Here is a 17,705-nt window from a genome sequence, read left to right on the forward strand (position 1 = left end):
GCGCGGCATCCGGGCTCAGCGGGCGCGGGAGCCGGGGCCGAGGATGACGCCCCACACCCAGGCCGCGGCCGTCTCGGGTGAGGGCAGCGGGTCGCGCGTGAGCCACGCGCCGATGATCCCCAGCACCGAGCCGGTGATGCCGGCCGCCACGACGTCGAGCGGCAGGTCGGGGAAGTCGGCGGAGCGGCCGACCTCGTCGCGCACGATGCGCTCCACCCGGGCCCGCAGCCGCGCCGTCGCGACCGCCGATCCGTGGTCGCCGAGGACCCGCCGATACAGCTCGGCGTGATCGGCGATGTGGGCGAAGTAGGTCGAGACGGCGAGAGGCGGCGCGTCGGCCATGTCGACCGCCTCGGGCAGGTTGGCCTCCGCCTCGTCGGCCGCCGCGTCGAGCGCGTCGGCCAGGAGGATCTCCTTGTCGGCGTAGTGCTGGTAGAAGCTCGAGCGGTTGACGCCCGCGCGCTCCGCGATGTCGCCCACCGGGATGTCGTCGAGCGGCCGCTCCCGCGCGAGTTCGAACAGCGCCTCCTGCAGGCTGCGGCGCGTGCGGGCGATCCGAGGATCCATCCCGCCGATTCTGCCAGTCCGGCCGCTCCCGGCGTTCTGTCAGCAACATATGTCGTTTTTCCGACATTTGTCGATTACGCTCGCCGACGGCTCGACGATGCGCCTCTCGCACCGCGACCCGAAAGGCGCTCCCATGGCCGCACTCCTCGACCGGCTCGGTCGGTTCTCCGCCCGGCACCGCTGGAGCGTCGTCGGCGCCTGGGTGCTGCTGCTCGCCATCGCGGGCGGAGCCTTCGCGCTGTTCGGCGGGACGCTCTCGTCGACCTTCGACATCCCCGGTACGGCGACCGACAAGGTCACCACGCAACTCGAGCGCGAGCTCGGCAAAGTCGGCGGGGCGACCGGCACGATCGTGTTCCGCAGCGCGGACGGCACCGCCTTGAGCTCGGCACAGCAGAAGGACATTGCCGGCCTGCTCGACCGGATCGATCGGAAGAAGGGGGTCTCCTCGACGATCGATCCGTACGACACACGGGCGCAGCAGCAGGCGAACGCGGCGAAGCTCGTCGCCGCGCAGGAGCAGCTGACCGCGGCACGCGCGCAGCTCGCCGCCGCGAAGGCGCAGGGCGCCGACATCTCCGCCCAGCTCGGCGAGCTCGACGCCCGGGCGGCGCAGCTCGACGCGGGCACGCGCCTGCTCTCGGCCTCGAAGGACCTGCGGATGGTCTCCGCCGACGGCAGCACCGCGATCGGCGTCGTGCAGTTCCGCGACACCCTGCTCGAGCTGCCCGCGAGCCAGAAGGCCGGTGTCGCGTCGGTCATCGACGCCGCGCACATCCCCGGCGTGCGGATCGACTCCTCCAGCGAGTTCTCCGACCAGGTCGACGGCATCGTCGGTCCGGGTGAGATCACGGGCGTCATCATCGCCGCGCTCGTGCTGGTCGTGATGTTCGGGGCCGTGCTGCCCGCCGTCATGCCGCTCGTGTCGTCCCTGGTCGGCGTGGGGGTCGGGGTCGCCGGTGCACTCGCCTTCTCCGGCACGATCGAGATGGGATCCGTCACGCCGGTGCTCGGCCTCATGCTGGGCCTCGCGGTGGGCATCGACTACTCGCTCTTCATCATCAACCGGCACCGGCGGCAGCTGAAGGAGGGGATGCCGCCGGCCGCGTCGATCGGACTGGCCAACGGCACCTCGGGCGGCGCCGTCGTGTTCGCCGGCTCGACCGTGCTGATCGCGCTGCTCGCGCTGGTCGTGACGGGCATCCCGTTCCTGACCCTCATGGGCGTCGTCGGCGCCGCGTGCGTGCTCGTCGCCGTGCTCGTGGCGATCACGCTGACCCCGGCGCTGTTGTCCCTGCTCGGGATGCGCGTGCTGAGCAGACGCGCACGCGCCCGCATCGGCCACCCCGGTCACGCGCAGACGACCCCGCGCCCGATCCGCACGCGACGCGCCGTGCTCGGCGGCGCCCTCGCGATCGTCGCGCTGCTCGCCATCGCGGTGCCCGCGCTCTCGATGCGGCTCGGGCTGCCCGACGGCTCCGCCCAGGCGCAGGACTCGTCGTCGTACCGCGCGTACGAGACCGTGGCGCAGGAGTTCGGGGCCGGACGCAACGGGGCCCTGCTCGTCACGGCATCCCTGCCGCACGCCGCGTCGAAGGCCGACCTCACCACGACCGAGGCCGGCATCGTCGACACGCTCATGGCGCAGGATCACGTCGCGGGCGTCGCGCCGATCGGCGTGAACGGCGCGCGCGACTTCATCGCGTTCCAGGTGGTGCCGACGGGGGGACCGTCGAGCGTCTCGACCGAGCAGCTCGTGCACACCCTGCGCGACGACGTGTCGCTCGGCTCCGGGGTCGGCGTCGACGTCGCAGGCCAGGCGAGCGGCAACATCGACATCTCGGAGAAGCTGGCCAGCATCCTGCCGACCTATCTCGCGGTCGTGGTCGGGCTCTCGCTGATCATCATGCTCGTCGTGTTCCGGTCGCTGCTCGTGCCGGTCATGGCCACGGCCGGGTTCGTGCTGTCGTTCCTCGCCGCGCTCGGCGCCATGACGGCGGTGTATCAGTGGGGCTGGCTCGGCGGCGTCTTCGGCGTGCACGACCCCGGACCGGTGCTCAACTTCGCGCCGGTGATCATCGTGGGCGTGCTGTTCGGGCTCGCGATGGACTACCAGCTGTTCCTGGTCTCCGGGATGCGGGAGGCGTACGTGCACGGCGTCCCAGCGCGGGCGGCGGTCGCCTCCGGCCTGCGCCACGGGCGCGCCGTCGTCACGGCCGCCGCGATCATCATGATCTCGGTCTTCGGCGGGTTCGTCTTCTCGCACCTCACCGCCATCAAGCCGCTCGGATTCGGGCTCGCGGCGGGGGTGCTGTTCGACGCCTTCGTGGTGCGCATGGTGCTGATCCCGTCACTCATGCACCTGGCCGGGCGCGCCGCCTGGTGGCTGCCGCGCTGGCTCGACCGGATGCTGCCGCACGTCGACATCGAGGGCTCGGCTCTCGAGCGTCCGCAACCGCATCCGGGTGCGACGGAGCACCGCCCGCCGGCGCGCCGCCCGCGGGTGCGCACCGGTGGCCGGATGCTGCCTCAGCCCGCCGTCGAACGCCGGTAGGTCGTCACCGTCACGCCCGAGCCGAGGGGCCGCACCTCGCCGCGCTCGAATCGCGAGAGCGGGAACCCGTCGGCGAACAGGCGCTTGCCGGTGCCGAGCACGATGGGGTAGACCGCGAGCCGGTACTCGTCGACGAGGTCGTGCGCGGCGAGGATCGCCACGAGCCGCGAGCTGCCCCAGACCCGGATCTCGCCATCACGATGCTCCGCCCGGAGCCGGGCGACCTCGCCCGGCACGTCGCGGAGCACACGGGTGTTGCGCCAGGTGGGATCGGTCAGCGTTGTCGAGGCGACGTACTTGGGGATGCGGTTGTAGCGGCGGGTCTGCTCGCCGAGGAACCCCTCCGCGTCCTCGCTCCACACCGCCCACGCGCCCAGCCAGATGTCGTAGGTCCGTCGCCCGAGCAGGAGGGCGCCGGTCCGGCTCTCCCAGTCCTGGATGATCGCGTCCAGTTCGGGGTCGTCGTCGCGGTGACGGGACTGCCAGCCGCCCAGCGCGAAGCCGCCGTCGCGGTCCTCCTCGAACATCCCGGGCCCCTGGATGACGCCGTCGAGCGTCACGAACTCCTGCACGACGATCTCGCTCATCGGTCCTCTCCCCAGGCGGGCCGCACCATGCGGGGCGTGATGTCCGCCACGCTCGCGGCGCCGAGTCCGGCGATCGTGACGGCCGTCTCCTCGGCGAGGGTCGCGAGCATCGTCTCGAGGGCTTCCCGGCCGCCCGCGGCGAGCGCCCACAGCACCGGGCGGCCGATGCCCACCGCCGCCGCCCCGAGCGCGAGCGCCCGCACCACGTCGGCACCGGAGCGGATGCCGCCGTCGACGATCACGGGCGCCCGCCGGTCGACGGCCTCGACGATCTCGCGCAGCACCGCCGCGACCGGCACGACGCCGGCGAGCTGCCGCCGGCCGTGGTTGGACACGATGACGCCCGCGGCGCCGGCGTCGAGAGCTCGGAGGGCGTCATCCGGAGTCAGCACGCCCTTCGCCCAGACCGGCAGGCCGGCGCTCGCGACGAGCTCGGCGAGGTCGTCGGGCGTGATCGAGGTGTCGGCCGCGAAGCCCGCCCCGGCGCCGGTCAGCGGCACGTTCCCGCGCACCGCGACCGCGCCCGTGAGCGGCACGCGCCGGAACGCGGCGTCGGCCAGGATGCCGGGCACGTCCACCGTGAGCACGAGCGCGGACGCGCCGGCCGCCGCGCAGCGGGCCACGTAGTCGGTCGTGGCCGAGCGATCATGCTGCAGATAGATCTGCGCCCACCACGGCGACGTCGCGGCGGCACCGAAGCGCTCGACGTCGACGGTCGCGTTGTTCGAGTAGCTCATGAGCATGCCGGCGGCACCCGCGGCGGCGGCGGTCGCGAGCTCGCCGTCGGGGTGCGCGCCGCCCTGCGACGCGCTCGCGGCGAGCATGATCGGCGAGGCGAACCGGTGGCCGCCGAGCTCGACCGTGGTGTCGATCGCGGTGAGCCCGGTCATGACGCGGGGCACGAGATCCCAGCGGTCCCAGGCGCGGGCGTCCCGCTCGGCATCGAACCGGCCGTCGGCCGTGCCCTGGTAGAACGACCAGGCGTCGGCGGGCAGGGTCGCCTCGGCAGCGGCGCGCAGCGGTGCGAAGTCCATCAGCTGTGCCCGTCGCCGACGGCGGAGCCGGACGTGTCGTTCGAGGCGGTGCGGGTGCGCATGTCTTCAGCGTAGGAGGGCGGATGGGGCAGGGAGCGTCTGGCACCATGTTGCCGGTGACGACCGTGCTGCTCCTCGACGACGGGTGGGAGCTGCACGAGGCGCTCGGCGAGACGTGGCGGTGGCGCGTCGGCATCCCGGCGGCGGGCCTGAACAGCGTGAGCGCGTCGGCCGCCGGCCGCGGCGGGTGGTTCCCCGCGCGCGTGCCGGGGTCCGTGCTCGACGACCTCGTCGGCGACGGGCAGGCGCCCGACCCGCGGCACGGGCGGGACAGCCGCGCGGGCGAGTGGGCCGCGACCCGCTCGTGGGTCTACCGGCGGGTCGTCGACGTGCCCCGACTCGAGCCGGACGACCGTGTCGTGCTGGAGCTGGACGGCCTCGACCCCGGCGGCACGGTCTACTGGGACGGGGAGGACGTCGGGTCGGTCGACGGCATGTTCACGGCATCCCGGATCGCGCTGCCCGCCGAGCCCGGACGGCACCAGCTGGCCATCGTGGTCGCGCCCGCTCCCGACGCCGAGCCGCAGGTCGGTAGAACCGAGCGCGTGACCCGGCTCGCCCCGCGGATGACGGCGGGCTGGGACTTCTGCCCCCGGATGCCGCACCAGGGCCTGTGGCGCCCCGTGCGGCTGCGGATCGGTCGGGCGCAGCTCGCCCGCGTGAGCGCCGACGCGCGGGTCGCCGACGGGCGCGGCACCGTCGAGGTGGGCATCGTGCTCGATGCGGCCGGGCGGACCGCCGTCGTCGCGGAGTTGACGGCCGGCGGCACGGTGCGTGCGCGGGTCGAGGCGACCGCCGCGCCGGGCCACAACCGCCTCGAGCTGGCTGTCGACGATCCGGAGCTCTGGTGGCCCGCCCGACTCGGCGCGCCGACGCTGTACGAGCTGCGGGTCAGCGCCGGGGACGAGACGCGCGTCCTGCCGATCGGGTTCCGCACGATCGAGTGGCACCCGAACCCCGGGGCGCCGGAGGGCGCCCACGACTACGCGCTCGCGGTCAACGGCACCGAGGTGCCGCTCGTGGGATGGAACTGGGTGCCCGTCGACGCGCGCTACGGCACGATCGACGGGGCGCGCATCCGGCACCTGGTCGGCCTTGCGGCGGGCTCCGGCGCGCGGCTGCTGCGGGTCTGGGGCGGCGGGCTGCTCGAGTCGGAGGAATTCTATCGCGCGTGCGACGAGGCCGGGCTGCTGGTCTGGCAGGAGTTCCCGCAGTCGAGCTCCGGCATGCAGAGCGCACCGTCGCGCGATCCGGTGTTCGTCGCCGGTGCCGTCGCGGTCGCCCAGGAGGTGGTGCCCGGGCTGACCCACCACCCGAGCCTCGTGCTGTTCGGCGGCGGCAACGAGCTCGAGGACGAGCGCGGGCCGCTCGAGGACGATCGCTCCCCCGTGCTCGCCGCGATGCACGACGCGGTCGAGCGGCTCGCACCCCGCCGCGGCTGGCTGCCGACGTCGCCGACCGGGCCCGTCTTCCACAACCGGATGGATCGCATCCGGGAGGCGCCGCTCGACCAGCACGACGTGCACGGCCCGTGGGAGCACCAGGGGCTCGTCGCGCACTACACGCTGTACAACGCGGGCACCTCGCTCGCCCACACCGAGTTCGGCGTCGAGGGCATGACGAACCGGCGGGCGCTCGACGCGCTCATCCCCGCGGAGCAGCAGTGGCCCGCGGGCCGCGACAACCCGGTCTACCGGCACCTCGGCGAGTGGTGGGACAACGAGACCCTCGTGCAGGAGGTCTTCGGCCAGCGGCTCACCGACGTCGACCGCCTGCTGCGGGCGAGCCAGCTGCTGCAGGCGGCCGGGCTGCAGTACGCGGTGGAGGCCGACCGGCGCCGTGCTCCGCGCTGCAGCATGGTGCTGCCGTGGCAGCTGCACGAGAGCTTCCCCAACGCGTGGTGCACCTCGAGCGTCGACTACCACGGCGAGCCGAAGCCTGCGTATCACGCCGTGGCGCGGGCGTTCGCGGCGGACCGGGTGACGCTGCGGATCGAGCGCGCGGCCGCCGCGGGCGAACCGCTCCGCGCCGAGGCGTGGGTCGGCAGCGAGGCCGGTCTCGACGCGGGTTCGACGCTCGCGCTGCGGCTGCGGGATGCGGCGGGCGCCCTCCTCGCGGAGACCTCGGCCGCGACGGAGGGTCCGGTCACTGCGCCGCGGCGGGTCACCGCGCTGACCGCCGACGCCCTCCCCGGGGACGCCGTCGTGATCTGGGAGGCCGAGTGGCGCAGCCGCGAGGGCCGCGTGCTCGACATCGAGCGCACGATCGTCTCGACCGGCGCCGACCTGACGCCCCTGCTCGACCTGCCCGATGCCGAGGTGGAGGTGCACGCGGAGATCGACGGCGACGTCTGGACGGTCGGCATCCGGCACGTCGGCGGCCCCGCGGCGATCGCGCTCGCACTCCATGACGCGCGCCCGATCGAGGCGCCCGGCTGGCCGGTCGCCGACGGCGACCCGCGGCCCCTGCTGCCCGGCGAGACGCGCGAGCTGCATGTCAGGTGGCGCGACGACGACCCGGCCGGGCGCGCACTCGTGCTCGACGGCTGGAACGTGCCGGCGCAGCCGATCGACCCGCACTGATCCGCGAGCGCGGGCAGCAGGTCCTAGAGCGCCCCGAGTGTGCGGCGGGCCTCGTCGATCGAATCGAGCACGTCGATCGCGGTCGACAGCGGGTGCAGCGGCGAATCGACCCGGCCCCCGGCGATGTACTCGGCGACCGCCGACGCCTGCCAGGCGAGCCCGTCTCGGAAGACGAATCCCGAGTCGTCCGCGTAGCGCAGGCGCCGCCCCTCGGGGCCGACGACCGTGAGCCCGCCCGGCGCGAGGAACATCGGATCGACCTCGATCCGCGCGTCGGTACCGCAGACCAGGGCCCCGCTCGGCGAGGCGAACAGCAGCGAGGTGCCGAGCATCGCCTGCGCGCCGTTCGCGTACTCCAGCAGCAGGGACGCCTGGTCGTCCACCCCGGTCGGGGCCAGCGAGCCGGCGACCGTCATGCGCTCGGGCGCGCCGAGGAGGAGGTGCGCGAACCACAGCACGTACACGCCGAGGTCGAGGAGAGCCCCGCCGCCGAGCGCCGGATCCCAGGCACGGCCGGACGGGTCGAAGCGGGAACGCCCCGAGAAGTCGGCGGTCACGAGGCGGAGCTCGCCGAGCCCGCCGTCCGCGACGAGGCGCACGAGCACGTCGGTCTGCGGCTGGTAGCGCGACCACATGGCCTCCCCCGCGAACACGCCCGCGGCGGCGGCCGCATCGCGGATGTCGCGCGCCTCGGCCGCCGTGACCGCGATCGGCTTCTCGATGAGCACGTGCTTGCCCGCGGCGATCGCGAGCAGGGCGTTCTCCCGGTGCTCGCTGTGCGGCGTGGCGATGTAGACGACGTCGACCTCGGGGTCGGAGACGAGCTGCTCGTAGTCGCCGTGCACGCGGATGATGCCGCGAGGCTCGGCGAACGCCCGCGCCCGTTCGGCGGAGCGGGAGCCGACCGCGACGACCCGCTGGTCGGTGTAGGCATGGACGGCGTCGGTGAAGTCGGCCGCGATCCTGCCGGGGCCGAGGACGCCCCAGCGTACGACGGGGCCGCCGCGCAGCGGCGTGACCCGGGGGTCGGGGAGGGCGGAGGGGAACGGGCTCATGAGCCCAATGTAGGAACATGGGCGCGGAAGGGAGCGTCATGGAGCTGCTGATCGGCACCTACACCGAGCGGAAGGCGTTCGTCGACGGGCACGCGCCGGGCCTGCTCGCGGCGACGTGGGAGGCCCCGGCATCCGGTGAACGACGGATCGGCGAGGCACGGCTCGCCGCGAAGTCCGTGAACCCGTCCTGGGTCGCGCGCACCCGCGACGGTGCTCGCGTCTACTGCACCGCGGAGCTCGAGAACGGCCGGGTCGTCGGCTTCGCGCGCGGCGACGCGGGCACGCTCACGGCGCTCGGCGAGCAGGACAGCCACGGCGCCGATCCCGCGCACCTCGGCCTCGACGCCGACGAGCGGCTGCTCGCGGTCGCGAACTACTCCGGCGGCACGATCGCGATCCTGCCGCTGGATGCCGACGGCCGGCCCGGCGCCGCGACGAGCGTGCACACCCAACCCGCCCCCGTCGTGCCGACCGGGCGCGCCGAGCAGGAGTCGGCCCACCCGCACCACGTGGAGTTCGACCCCGTCACGGGGCAGCTGCTCGTCGCCGACCTCGGCCTCGACAGGGTCTGCGTGTTCGACGTGACCGGCGACGGGGTGCTCGAGCCGCGCCCGGAGCGCGATGTCGTGCTGCCGCCCGGCACCGGACCGAGGCAGCTCGCCTTCGACGAGACGCAGTCGCGCCTGTTCGTGATCGGCGAGCTCGGCAACACCGTGCACGAGCTGCGCCGCACGGCGGGCGGCTTCCAGGTGCACGGCGGGATCGGCACCCTCCCGCCCGGCGAGGCGGGCGACGGCGACTCGGGGGCCGCGCTGCTGTACTCCGCCGCCCACTCGCGGCTGTACGCGACGACCCGCGGCCGCGACACCGTGACGATCATCGACACGAGCGGGCCCGAGCTGGCGCGGGTGGCCGTCATCCCGAGCGGCGGGCGCACGCCGCGCGGCGCGACCCTGACGCCGGACGGCCGGCTGATCGTGGCGCACCAGGACGACGACGCCGTGGTCGTCTTCGACCTCGACCCCGACGGGATGCCGGTACCGGCGGACCGGACGACGATCGCGAGTCCGGTCTGCCTCGTCGGCTTTTATTGACGCTAGAGTCAATCAAAAGCCCGCGAAGGAGCCGACGATGACCCCGACCCACCCGCTCTCCCCGCTCTCGGCCGCCGAGATCGACCGCGCGCGGGAGGTGCTCGCCGCCGCCGGCTACGTCTCCGACGCGACGCGGTTCGGGTACGTCATGCTGCGCGAGCCCGACAAGGCCGACGTGCTCGCCGGCACCGCGGAGCTGCCGCGCGAGGTCGGCGCGCTGCTGCTCGACGTCGAGACCGGCGCCGTCGTCGAGACGATCACCGACGTGACGAGCGGCACCGTCGTGCGGGCGCGTCCGCTCGGGACGCACGAGGGCACGGCGCCCGTGCTCGACGAGGAGATCGAGCTGCTCGATGAGATCGTCAAGGCCGACGCCGACTTCGTCGCGGCGCTGGCCAGGCGCGGCGTGACCGACCTGAGCAAGGTGCGCACGCTGCCGCTGACCGCGGGCGTCTTCGGGTACGACGACGAGGTGGGCAAGCGGATGTTCCGCGTGCTCGCGCTGTACATGGAGGACGAGCGCGACATCCCGTGGGCGCACCCGATCGACGGCGTCGTGGCGCACGTCGACGTCATCTCGAAGCGCTGCCTGCGGGTCATCGAGACGGCGTTCGAGCACATCCCGCAGGAGTCGGGCGACTACCTCGATCCGGCGCTCACCGGACCGATGCGCACCGACCTCAAGCCCATCTCGATCACCCAGCCCGAGGGCGTGAGCTTCACCCTCGAGGACGACGTGCTCAGCTGGCAGAACTGGCGCGTGCGCGTCGGGTTCAACGGGCGCGAGGGCCTGACGCTGCACCAGGTGAGCTTCACCGACCGCGGCGATGAGCGGTCGGTGCTGTACCGCGCCTCCATCTCGGAGATGGTCGTCAACTACGCCGACCCGAGCCCCACCCACGGCTGGAACAACTACTTCGACGCGGGCGAGTACCAGTTCGGCCGCCTCGCCAACTCGCTCGAGCTCGGCTGCGACTGCCTCGGCGAGATCACCTATCTCGACGCCGTGATCGCCGACGACTTCGGCACGCCGCAGACCATCCGCAACGCGATCTGCATCCACGAGGAGGACTACGGCATCCTCTGGAAGCACACCGACGAGTTCACCCTCACCTCGGCCACCCGGCGGCAGCGCCGGCTCGTCGTCTCGTTCTTCACCACGGTCGGCAACTACGACTACGGCTTCTACTTCTATTTCTACCTCGACGGCACGTTCGAGGTGGAGGCCAAGGCCACCGGCATCGTCTTCGTCGGGGCGCACGACGGCGGCGACTACCCGTACGCGACGGAGCTCGCGCCCGGGCTCGGCGCACCCGTGCACCAGCACCTGTTCTGCGCGCGGTTGGACATGACGGTGGACGGCATCCGGAACGCGGTCGACGAGGTCGACATCACGCGCGTCGAGCTCGGCGACGACAACCCGTGGGGCGCGGCCATCGCTCGCACGGCCACCCGCCTGCGCACCGAGACCGAGGGGGTGCGGGATGCCGACGGCACCGTGGGCCGGGTGTGGCGCGTCAGCAGCGCCGAGCGCACCAATCGTCTCGGGCATCCCACCTCGTACGTGCTGTACCCGGAGGGCAAGGCGCCGCTCGCGAACCACGCCGAGTCGTTCTCGCGCAAGCGCGCCGGCTTCGCGGGCCACCACCTCTGGGTCACCCGCTACGAGCGCGACGAGCTGTGGGCCGCGGGCTACGCCGTCAACATGCACCCGGGCGGCGCGGGCCTGCCCGCGTACATCGCCGGGGACCGCGACATCGACGGGCAGGACGTCGTGCTCTGGCACACGTTCGGGCTCACGCACTTCCCGCGCACCGAGGACTGGCCGATCATGCCGGTGGACTACACCGGGTTCGTGATGAAGCCCGAGGGGTTCTTCGACCGCAACCCGACGCTCGACGTGCCGGCGCTCGGCCGCGGCGGCCACGCGTGCGCGTGCGAGGGCGGCGCCTGCCACTGCTGAGCCGTCAGCGGCCGCCGGCCCAGGCGCGCAGGCGGCGGCGCGCCTGCTCGGTGGCGGCCCACGGCCGCAGGCACAGCTCCACGGCGGCACGGTGGTCCTCGCTCTCGCGATCGCCCGCGTCGGCGACCGCGATGACCTGCTCGCCCGCGTAGACCGAGTCGAGCAGGCGCACCAGGCTCCGGATCGGCGTGGCCGCCGCGAGCTCGCCGTCGTCGACCGCCTCCCGCAGCGCCGTCGTCGTCAGCGCCTCGAACTCCGGCACGCGTCCCAGCCGGAGCCCCGGACTCGCGAGCGGCTCGGCCGTGCCCCAGAACGCGACGACGACCTGCGCCTCGGCGCGCGTCGTGGCATCCAGCGGCAGCACCTCCTCGGCGATGCCGAGCAGCGCCTCGAGCCCGCGCTGGCCGGCGGTGCGCCCGGCGATCCGCTCGATCGTGCGCAGTACGCCGCGGCGGGCGGCCGCCTCGGCGATCTGCTCGACGCTGGCGAAGTAGTGCCAGAGCGTGCCGGGGGTGAGGCCGAGCTCCGCCGCCACCGTGCGCCCGGTCGTGCCGGTCGCACCCGCGCGGCCGAGCACCGCGAGGTAGGCGTCGACGATCTCGCGCCGGCGCGCCTCGTGGTCGACGATCTTCGGCACACCGTCATTCTCGCGTGCCGGCGTCGGCCGAGCGCGGGTGGCGCCTTCCGAAATGCAGGAGATGAGACGTCACCACGCCGGACGGATGCCGTGTCCGCGGCGATGCACCGCCCACCACTCCTGCATTTCGGGTCGAAATGGGCACCGGGGTCAGAGCCGCTCGCCGTCGAGGTACGTCGCGACGACGTTGGCGAGGTCGAGACCCTCGCCGCTCGAGATGTCGCGGTCGAGGATCACGACATCGGCCGCGAAGCCGGGCGCCAGTGTGCCGGTCTCGTTCTCGAGCCGGCCGACCCAAGCCGCGGCGCCGGTGTAGGCGTCGAGGCCGGCGCCGACCGCGATGGCCTCCCCCGGCAGCATCGGCTCGGTGAGCGAGGTGGGCGTGGCGTGCGGATCGGTCGAGGGGGCGAGCCGGGTCGCGCCGGTGTGGATCGCCCACAGCGGGTTCGGGTCGGAGACCGGCCAGTCGCTCCCGCCGGCCAGCCGCGCCCCGTGAGCCAGGAGCGACCCGAACGGGAAGTGCGAGCGGGCCGCACCGGCACGGATCCCCGGCAGCTTGCGCTCGACGACCTCGGCATCCAGGCGCGCCCACAGCATCTGCACGTTGGCCGTCACGTCGAGCGCGGCGAAGCGCGGCAGGTCGCCGGGGGCGACGATGTCGACGTGCGCGATCTGGTGCCGTCCGCCGGTCGGGCCGTTGACCTCGCGCGCGTGCTGCACGGCGTCGAGGCACTCGCGCACCGCCCGGTCGCCCACGGCGTGCAGGTGCACGTCGAACCCGCGCGCGTCGAGGGCCGCCACGAGCTCGTTCAGCCGCGCGGGCTCGATGAACGATTCGCCGCGGTTGCCGGGGTCGTCGCGGTACGGCTCGAGCATCGCCGCGGTGCGGTTCTCGATCACGCCGTCCTGCATGACCTTGACGATGCGTGCGCGGAGGCGCCGCGTGCCGCGCACCCGCTCGCGGCGCTCCTCGAACCCGGCGATCTGCTCGAGGCCCCGTTCGCGGTCCCACCACTGGCACAGCGCCACCCGCGTGCGCAGCTCGCCGCTCGCGTCGAGCGCCAGGTAGGCGTCGAACGAGTCGGGCCCGAGCTCGCTCGGCCCGACCGCCGCGTCGTGCCAGCTCGTGATGCCCACGGCGTGCAGGCGCTCCTGCGCCGCCCGGATGCCGTCCTCCACCAGTCCCGCCCGCGCCGTCGGCCGGATGCCCGCGATCGCCGCCTGCGCCGCGTCGAGCAGCAGTCCGGTCAGCCTCCCGCGCTCGTCGCGCACGAAGCGCCCGCCCGCCGGGTCCGGGACGTCGTCGGCCACGCCCGCCGCGGCGAGCGCCGCGGAGTTGACCCACACCCCGTGCGCGTCGTGGCTCGTCAGGATCGCCGGACGGTCGGGCACGAGCTCGTCGAGCATCCACCGTGTCGGCGTGCCGCCGGGGTAGACGTCGCCGTACCAGCCCGACCCCTCGATCACCTCGAGCTCGGGATGCGCGGCCGCGTATGCGCGGATCAGCCGGTGGTACGCGTCCGCGTCGTGCACGGGGGTCAGGTCGATCCCGAGCAGCGCGATCCCTCCGAGCACAGGGTGGGTGTGGGTGTCGTGGAAGCCGGGCAGCACCGAGGCTCCCCGGGCATCCACGATCTCTGTCGCGTCGTCGCACAGCTGCGCGATCGCGCCGTCGACCCCGCGCGCCGCGATCCGGCCGTCGCGCACGAACAGGCTCCCGCTCTCCCAGCGCCCGGCGCCGAGGTAGAGGCGGGCGTTGCGGATGCAGGTGCCGGTCATCGCGCGGCGAACACGTCGATCGCGGTCCAGGTGAGCGCGGTCGCCGCGTCGGTCAGCGCCTGCTCGGCGACCGGGCCGACGCACGCCGCGGCGAACTCGGGCTGGTGGTTGGAGGCGGTCGTCGGCCCCACCCCGACGTAGGGATGGATCGCCGGGACCAATTGCGACACGTTGCCCATGTCGGTGGACGCACGGCGCATCGGCACGTCGTCGTCGGGCCCGGCGAACTCGCGGCCGAGCGCGGTCGCGTTCGCGACGTACGCGGCGAGCGCCGCGGCGTCGGTGCGGAACTCCGAGTACGGCCTGCTCTCCGGCGTGATCGACAACGTGGTGCCGGTCGCCAATGCGCCCGCCTCGAAGCACCTCCGCACCCGCTCGTCGAGCACCTCCAGCTCGGCGAGCGTGGTCGCCCGCACGTACCAGCGGCCCTCCGTGCGGTCCGGGATGGCGTTGGGCGCCTGCCCGCCGACCGTCTGGATCCCGTGCACCCGCGTTCCGCTCGGCAGCTGCTGCCGCAGCAGCCCGATCGCCACCTGCGCGATGACGAACGCGTCGTTCGCGTTGACGCCGCGATCGGGGTAGGCGCCCGCGTGGGCGGCGACGCCGTCGTAGGCGATGTGCGAGTGCGAGACGGCGAACGGCTCGGCTTCGGCGACATCGCGCGGCGCGGGATGCGCCATCATCGCGAGATCGAGGCCGGCGAACGCGCCGCGCTCGAGCATCTCGATCTTGCCCCCGCCGCCCTCCTCGGCCGGCGTGCCGTACACCTCGACGGTGAGGTCGAGCTCGTCGGCGACCTCTGCGAGCGCGAGTGCGGCGCCGACGCCGATCGCCGCGATGAGGTTGTGCCCGCAAGCGTGGCCGAGGCCGGGCAGGGCGTCGTACTCGGCGACGAGGCCGACCCGGCGCGATCCCATGCCGCGCACGGCATGCACCGCGGTGGGCAGCCCGTAGGCGCCGGTCTCGACGTCGAAGCCGGCGGCGGTCAGCTCCTCGGCGACCCAGCCCGCCGCGCTGTGCTCGTTCCAGCCGAGCTCGGGGTTCGCGTGGATGCGGTCGGCGAGCGCGACGAGCCGGTCGCGATCGCGCGCCACGGCATCCTGAACCGCCGCCTTCAGCGCGGCGACCTCAGCGGTCGTCACCCGGCACCCCGTACCCCGGCGACCGGGCCGGGTCCTCGGCCCGCAGGATGTAGTCGTCGCGCTGCGGCAGCCACTGCTCGACGAGCTCGCGCATCGCGGCGAGCGGGTCGTCGCTCCAGTCCACCCGCAGGTCGGTGGTGCGCCAGCCGTGCCCGCTCACGACGGTGATCGCGGCGCTGTGCACGGGCCCGGCCTCGCCGCCTGCCGCCATGGCGGCCTCGAACGCCGCGAGCAGCCGCGCCTCGACGGGGCCGGTCGCGTCGTTCCATGCCTGCACCAGCACGCGGGGCACCTCGGCGCTCGCGAGCAGGTTGCCCGCCGCCGCGGCGCCCGGCGCCTCGTGCTCGCCGACGGTGCCGAGCGCGTTCGGTCCGGAGTGGATGGCCGTGTGCCCCTCGGCGTCGACGGCGACCAGCTGCCGGAACGGCGCGGTCGCATCGGTCGCGACCACGCGATCCATCGCCTCGGGCGCGGGGGTGCCGCCTTCGAGCAGGTCGAGCAGCCGCGCGCCGAGCCGCGGGTCGGTGATGTTCTGCGAGTGCACCGCGCCGGCGCCGTCGCGCAGGTGCACGCAGCGGGCCCCCACCGCGGGCGACGACGAGCAGATGAGCGACCCGAACGCGCCGCCGTCGCGCACCGCGAGGGAGAACGTCACGACAGCACCGCGGTGGCGTCGATCTCGACCAGCCACTCCGGGCGAGCCAGCGCCGACACGACGATGCCTGTCGAGACCGGGTAGACGCCCTTCAGCCAGCGTCCCATCGTCCGGTACACGACCTCGCGGTAGCGGATGTCGACGAGGTAGACGGTGACCTTGACGATGTGCTCGAGGGTGCCGCCGGCCTCCTCGACGAGCATCTTGATGTTCGCCATCGCCTTCTCGGCCTGCGCCTCGACGTCGCCGATGCCGATCGACTCGCGCGTGTCGAGGTCCTGGCCGATCTGGCCGCGGATGTAGACGACCCCGTTCGCGACGACCGCCTGGCAGAGGTCGTTGTCGAGGTTCTGCTCGGGGTAGGTGTCCCTGGTGTTGAACGGGCGGATCCGGGTGTGGATCATCGGGATGCTCCTCCTGCCGCGACCGCGGCGTGACCGTCGTACGCGGCATAGCCGCGCTGGATCTGGATGGCGTCGGCCAGGTACTGCGCATCGTGCCAGACGCCCCAGATGAAGCTCGACCCGCGGCGCGACTGCCAGGGAAGGCCGAGGAAGTAGACACCCGGCTCGGACGAGACACCGCGCTGGTGCTGCGGCCGCCCGCGCTCGTCGAAGGCGTCGACCTGCAGCCACCCGTAGTCGCCGGTGTAGCCCGTGGCCCAGACGATCGACGCGACGCCCGCGGCGGCCAGGTCGAGCTCGGCGAGCGGATGCACGACCGACTCGGGGTCGGGTCCGAGCAGCTTCGCCTCCGGCTCCTCCGGCAGGTCGGCGCCGTTGCGCTGCACCCACGCGTCGGCCTCCTCGAGCAGGCCGAGGTGGTTGGCGTCGCCGCGGTGGATGTTGTCGGCCAGGTCGGGCGCGAAGGTCACGACCCCGTCGTGGTAGGCCTGCGTGCGCCCGACGAGGGTGATGCCCTCGTCGGCGAGGTCACGGAAGTCGACGGTGCGCCCGCCGTCGGCGCCGCTCACCGCGATCGTGACGTGCTCGGCGCCCTGCGGGGGCGTGGATCGCTCCCAGAGCCCGAGCACCCCGAGCCACCAGACGAAGTCGCGACCGCGGTAGCGCCGAGGCGGCCGGTCGTGCGGGCCGACCGAGAGGTAGACCTGGCGACCGGAGCGCTGGATCTCGGCCGCGATCTGCACGCCCGACGACCCGGCACCGACCACGAGCACGGCCCCCGGCGGCAGCTGGGCGGGGTTGTGATAGGCGCTCGAGTGCAGCTGCACGAGTCCGGCGTCGGCCGGGACGAGAGGCGGGATGACGGGCTTCTGGAACGCCCCCGTCGCGGCGACGACGTAGCGCGCGTCGTACTCGCCACCGCTCGTCCGTACCCGGAATCCGGGACGCCCGTCGTGACGGCGCACCGACAGCACCTCGACCCCCGTGCGCACCGGCGCCCCGATCTGCTCGGCGTAGGCGGCGAAGTAGTCGGCGACCTGGTCCTTGCCCGGGAACGCGTCGTCGTCGAGGTCGAAGGCCCGCCCCGGGAAGCGGTCGTGCCAGGCCGGCCCGTTGGCGACGAGGGAGTCCCACCGTTCGGTGCGCCAGCGCTCGGCGATGCGGTGCCGCTCCAGCACGACGTGGTCGATGCCGCGGGCGGTGAGGTGCTCGCTCATCGCGATGCCGGCCTGCCCGGCTCCGACGACCAGCACCTCGACGTTCTCGGCCATGAGCGCGTCCTTTCCCCTGTCCCGGCAAGTCTCGGACGGCCCCCGGGATCGAGCAAATAGTGCGGTGTGACCATCTGCATCTATTCGGGTGATGCCGACGTATCTGCGACGAGATCAGCCGCCAGCAGATCGAGGTGGAGCGCTGCGGGCGCAGCCGGCGAGTCTCACGCCCGAGGAGGCCGGCTCACTGCCTGGCTCCTCGTCGTTGCGGTCCTCGGCATTGCCGCCCTCACGCTCACGCCACAGGGGTTCCCAAACGCGTCGATCACCTGCAGCTGGGAGCAAGCAAGCATTCATGCTTGCAAGTATTAATGGTGTCCG

At 73.5% G+C, this 17,705-nt stretch carries 14 protein-coding genes; 4 read left to right on the forward strand and 10 right to left on the reverse strand.

The features are described from left to right. Positions 1–15: 15 nt before the first annotated feature. Complete coding sequence (locus ABD285_RS02700; RefSeq protein ID WP_284253752.1) at positions 16–567, reverse strand: TetR/AcrR family transcriptional regulator; 552 nt, start codon at positions 565–567, stop codon at positions 16–18. Positions 568–700: 133 nt separating this feature from the next. On the opposite strand from ABD285_RS02700, the gene ABD285_RS02705 reads away from it, so the two are divergent. After that, complete coding sequence (locus tag ABD285_RS02705) at positions 701–3,121, forward strand: MMPL family transporter (RefSeq protein ID WP_344200062.1); 2,421 nt, start codon at positions 701–703, stop codon at positions 3,119–3,121. Here the strand turns inward: ABD285_RS02705 and ABD285_RS02710 are convergent. Together ABD285_RS02710 and ABD285_RS02715 are read right to left on the reverse strand one after the other, a co-directional pair. Next, the gene (locus ABD285_RS02710) at positions 3,097–3,708 is read right to left on the reverse strand and encodes a dihydrofolate reductase family protein (protein ID WP_284253753.1); all 612 of its coding nucleotides are present in this window, start codon (positions 3,706–3,708) and stop codon (positions 3,097–3,099) included. The genes ABD285_RS02705 and ABD285_RS02710 overlap by 25 nt on opposite strands. Next, the gene (locus ABD285_RS02715; RefSeq protein ID WP_284253754.1) at positions 3,705–4,742 is read right to left on the reverse strand and encodes an alpha-hydroxy acid oxidase; all 1,038 of its coding nucleotides are present in this window, start codon (positions 4,740–4,742) and stop codon (positions 3,705–3,707) included. Before ABD285_RS02715 ends, ABD285_RS02710 begins: the two co-directional genes overlap by 4 nt. A gap of 116 nt (positions 4,743–4,858) precedes the next feature. Here ABD285_RS02715 and ABD285_RS02720 point away from each other — a divergent pair, with 116 nt between their 5' ends. Next, positions 4,859–7,384, forward strand: a complete 2,526-nt coding sequence (locus ABD285_RS02720; RefSeq protein WP_425564926.1) for a glycosyl hydrolase 2 galactose-binding domain-containing protein — start codon at positions 4,859–4,861, stop codon at positions 7,382–7,384. A 23-nt stretch (positions 7,385–7,407) separates the two neighbouring features. On the opposite strand, the gene ABD285_RS02725 is transcribed toward ABD285_RS02720, so the two are convergent. Continuing rightward, entirely contained in the window at positions 7,408–8,439 is a 1,032-nt protein-coding gene (locus tag ABD285_RS02725; protein ID WP_344200068.1) for a Gfo/Idh/MocA family protein, read from the reverse strand. A gap of 38 nt (positions 8,440–8,477) precedes the next feature. On the opposite strand from ABD285_RS02725, the gene ABD285_RS02730 reads away from it, so the two are divergent. Next, the gene (locus tag ABD285_RS02730; RefSeq protein ID WP_284253758.1) at positions 8,478–9,533 is read left to right on the forward strand and encodes a lactonase family protein; all 1,056 of its coding nucleotides are present in this window, start codon (positions 8,478–8,480) and stop codon (positions 9,531–9,533) included. 37 nt (positions 9,534–9,570) lie between these two features. Next, complete coding sequence (locus tag ABD285_RS02735; protein WP_344200072.1) at positions 9,571–11,496, forward strand: primary-amine oxidase; 1,926 nt, start codon at positions 9,571–9,573, stop codon at positions 11,494–11,496. Positions 11,497–11,500: 4 nt separating this feature from the next. Here ABD285_RS02735 and ABD285_RS02740 read toward each other — a convergent pair whose 3' ends face one another. The 6 genes from ABD285_RS02740 to ABD285_RS02765 form a co-directional block, all read right to left on the reverse strand. Beyond that, complete coding sequence (locus ABD285_RS02740; RefSeq protein WP_284253761.1) at positions 11,501–12,133, reverse strand: TetR/AcrR family transcriptional regulator; 633 nt, start codon at positions 12,131–12,133, stop codon at positions 11,501–11,503. A 150-nt stretch (positions 12,134–12,283) separates the two neighbouring features. After that, complete coding sequence (locus tag ABD285_RS02745) at positions 12,284–13,912, reverse strand: amidohydrolase (protein ID WP_344200075.1); 1,629 nt, start codon at positions 13,910–13,912, stop codon at positions 12,284–12,286. Further along, positions 13,909–15,054, reverse strand: coding sequence for a M20 family metallopeptidase (locus ABD285_RS02750; protein WP_344200078.1), 1,146 nt, complete (start codon positions 15,052–15,054; stop codon positions 13,909–13,911). Before ABD285_RS02750 ends, ABD285_RS02745 begins: the two co-directional genes overlap by 4 nt. Beyond that, positions 15,041–15,709 (reverse strand): DUF1028 domain-containing protein, encoded by a 669-nt coding sequence (locus ABD285_RS02755; RefSeq protein ID WP_344200081.1) that lies wholly within the window; start codon positions 15,707–15,709, stop codon positions 15,041–15,043. The genes ABD285_RS02750 and ABD285_RS02755 overlap by 14 nt, the downstream gene beginning before the upstream one ends. Further along, positions 15,706–16,113, reverse strand: a complete 408-nt coding sequence (locus ABD285_RS02760) for a RidA family protein (RefSeq protein WP_284253764.1) — start codon at positions 16,111–16,113, stop codon at positions 15,706–15,708. The genes ABD285_RS02755 and ABD285_RS02760 overlap by 4 nt, the downstream gene beginning before the upstream one ends. Next, the gene (locus ABD285_RS02765) at positions 16,110–17,384 is read right to left on the reverse strand and encodes a flavin-containing monooxygenase (protein WP_284253765.1); all 1,275 of its coding nucleotides are present in this window, start codon (positions 17,382–17,384) and stop codon (positions 16,110–16,112) included. The genes ABD285_RS02760 and ABD285_RS02765 overlap by 4 nt, the downstream gene beginning before the upstream one ends. Positions 17,385–17,705 lie beyond the last annotated feature (321 nt).

The organism is Pseudolysinimonas kribbensis, assembly GCF_039531715.1.
GTDB classification, from domain to species: Bacteria; Actinomycetota; Actinomycetes; order Actinomycetales; family Microbacteriaceae; genus Pseudolysinimonas; species Pseudolysinimonas kribbensis.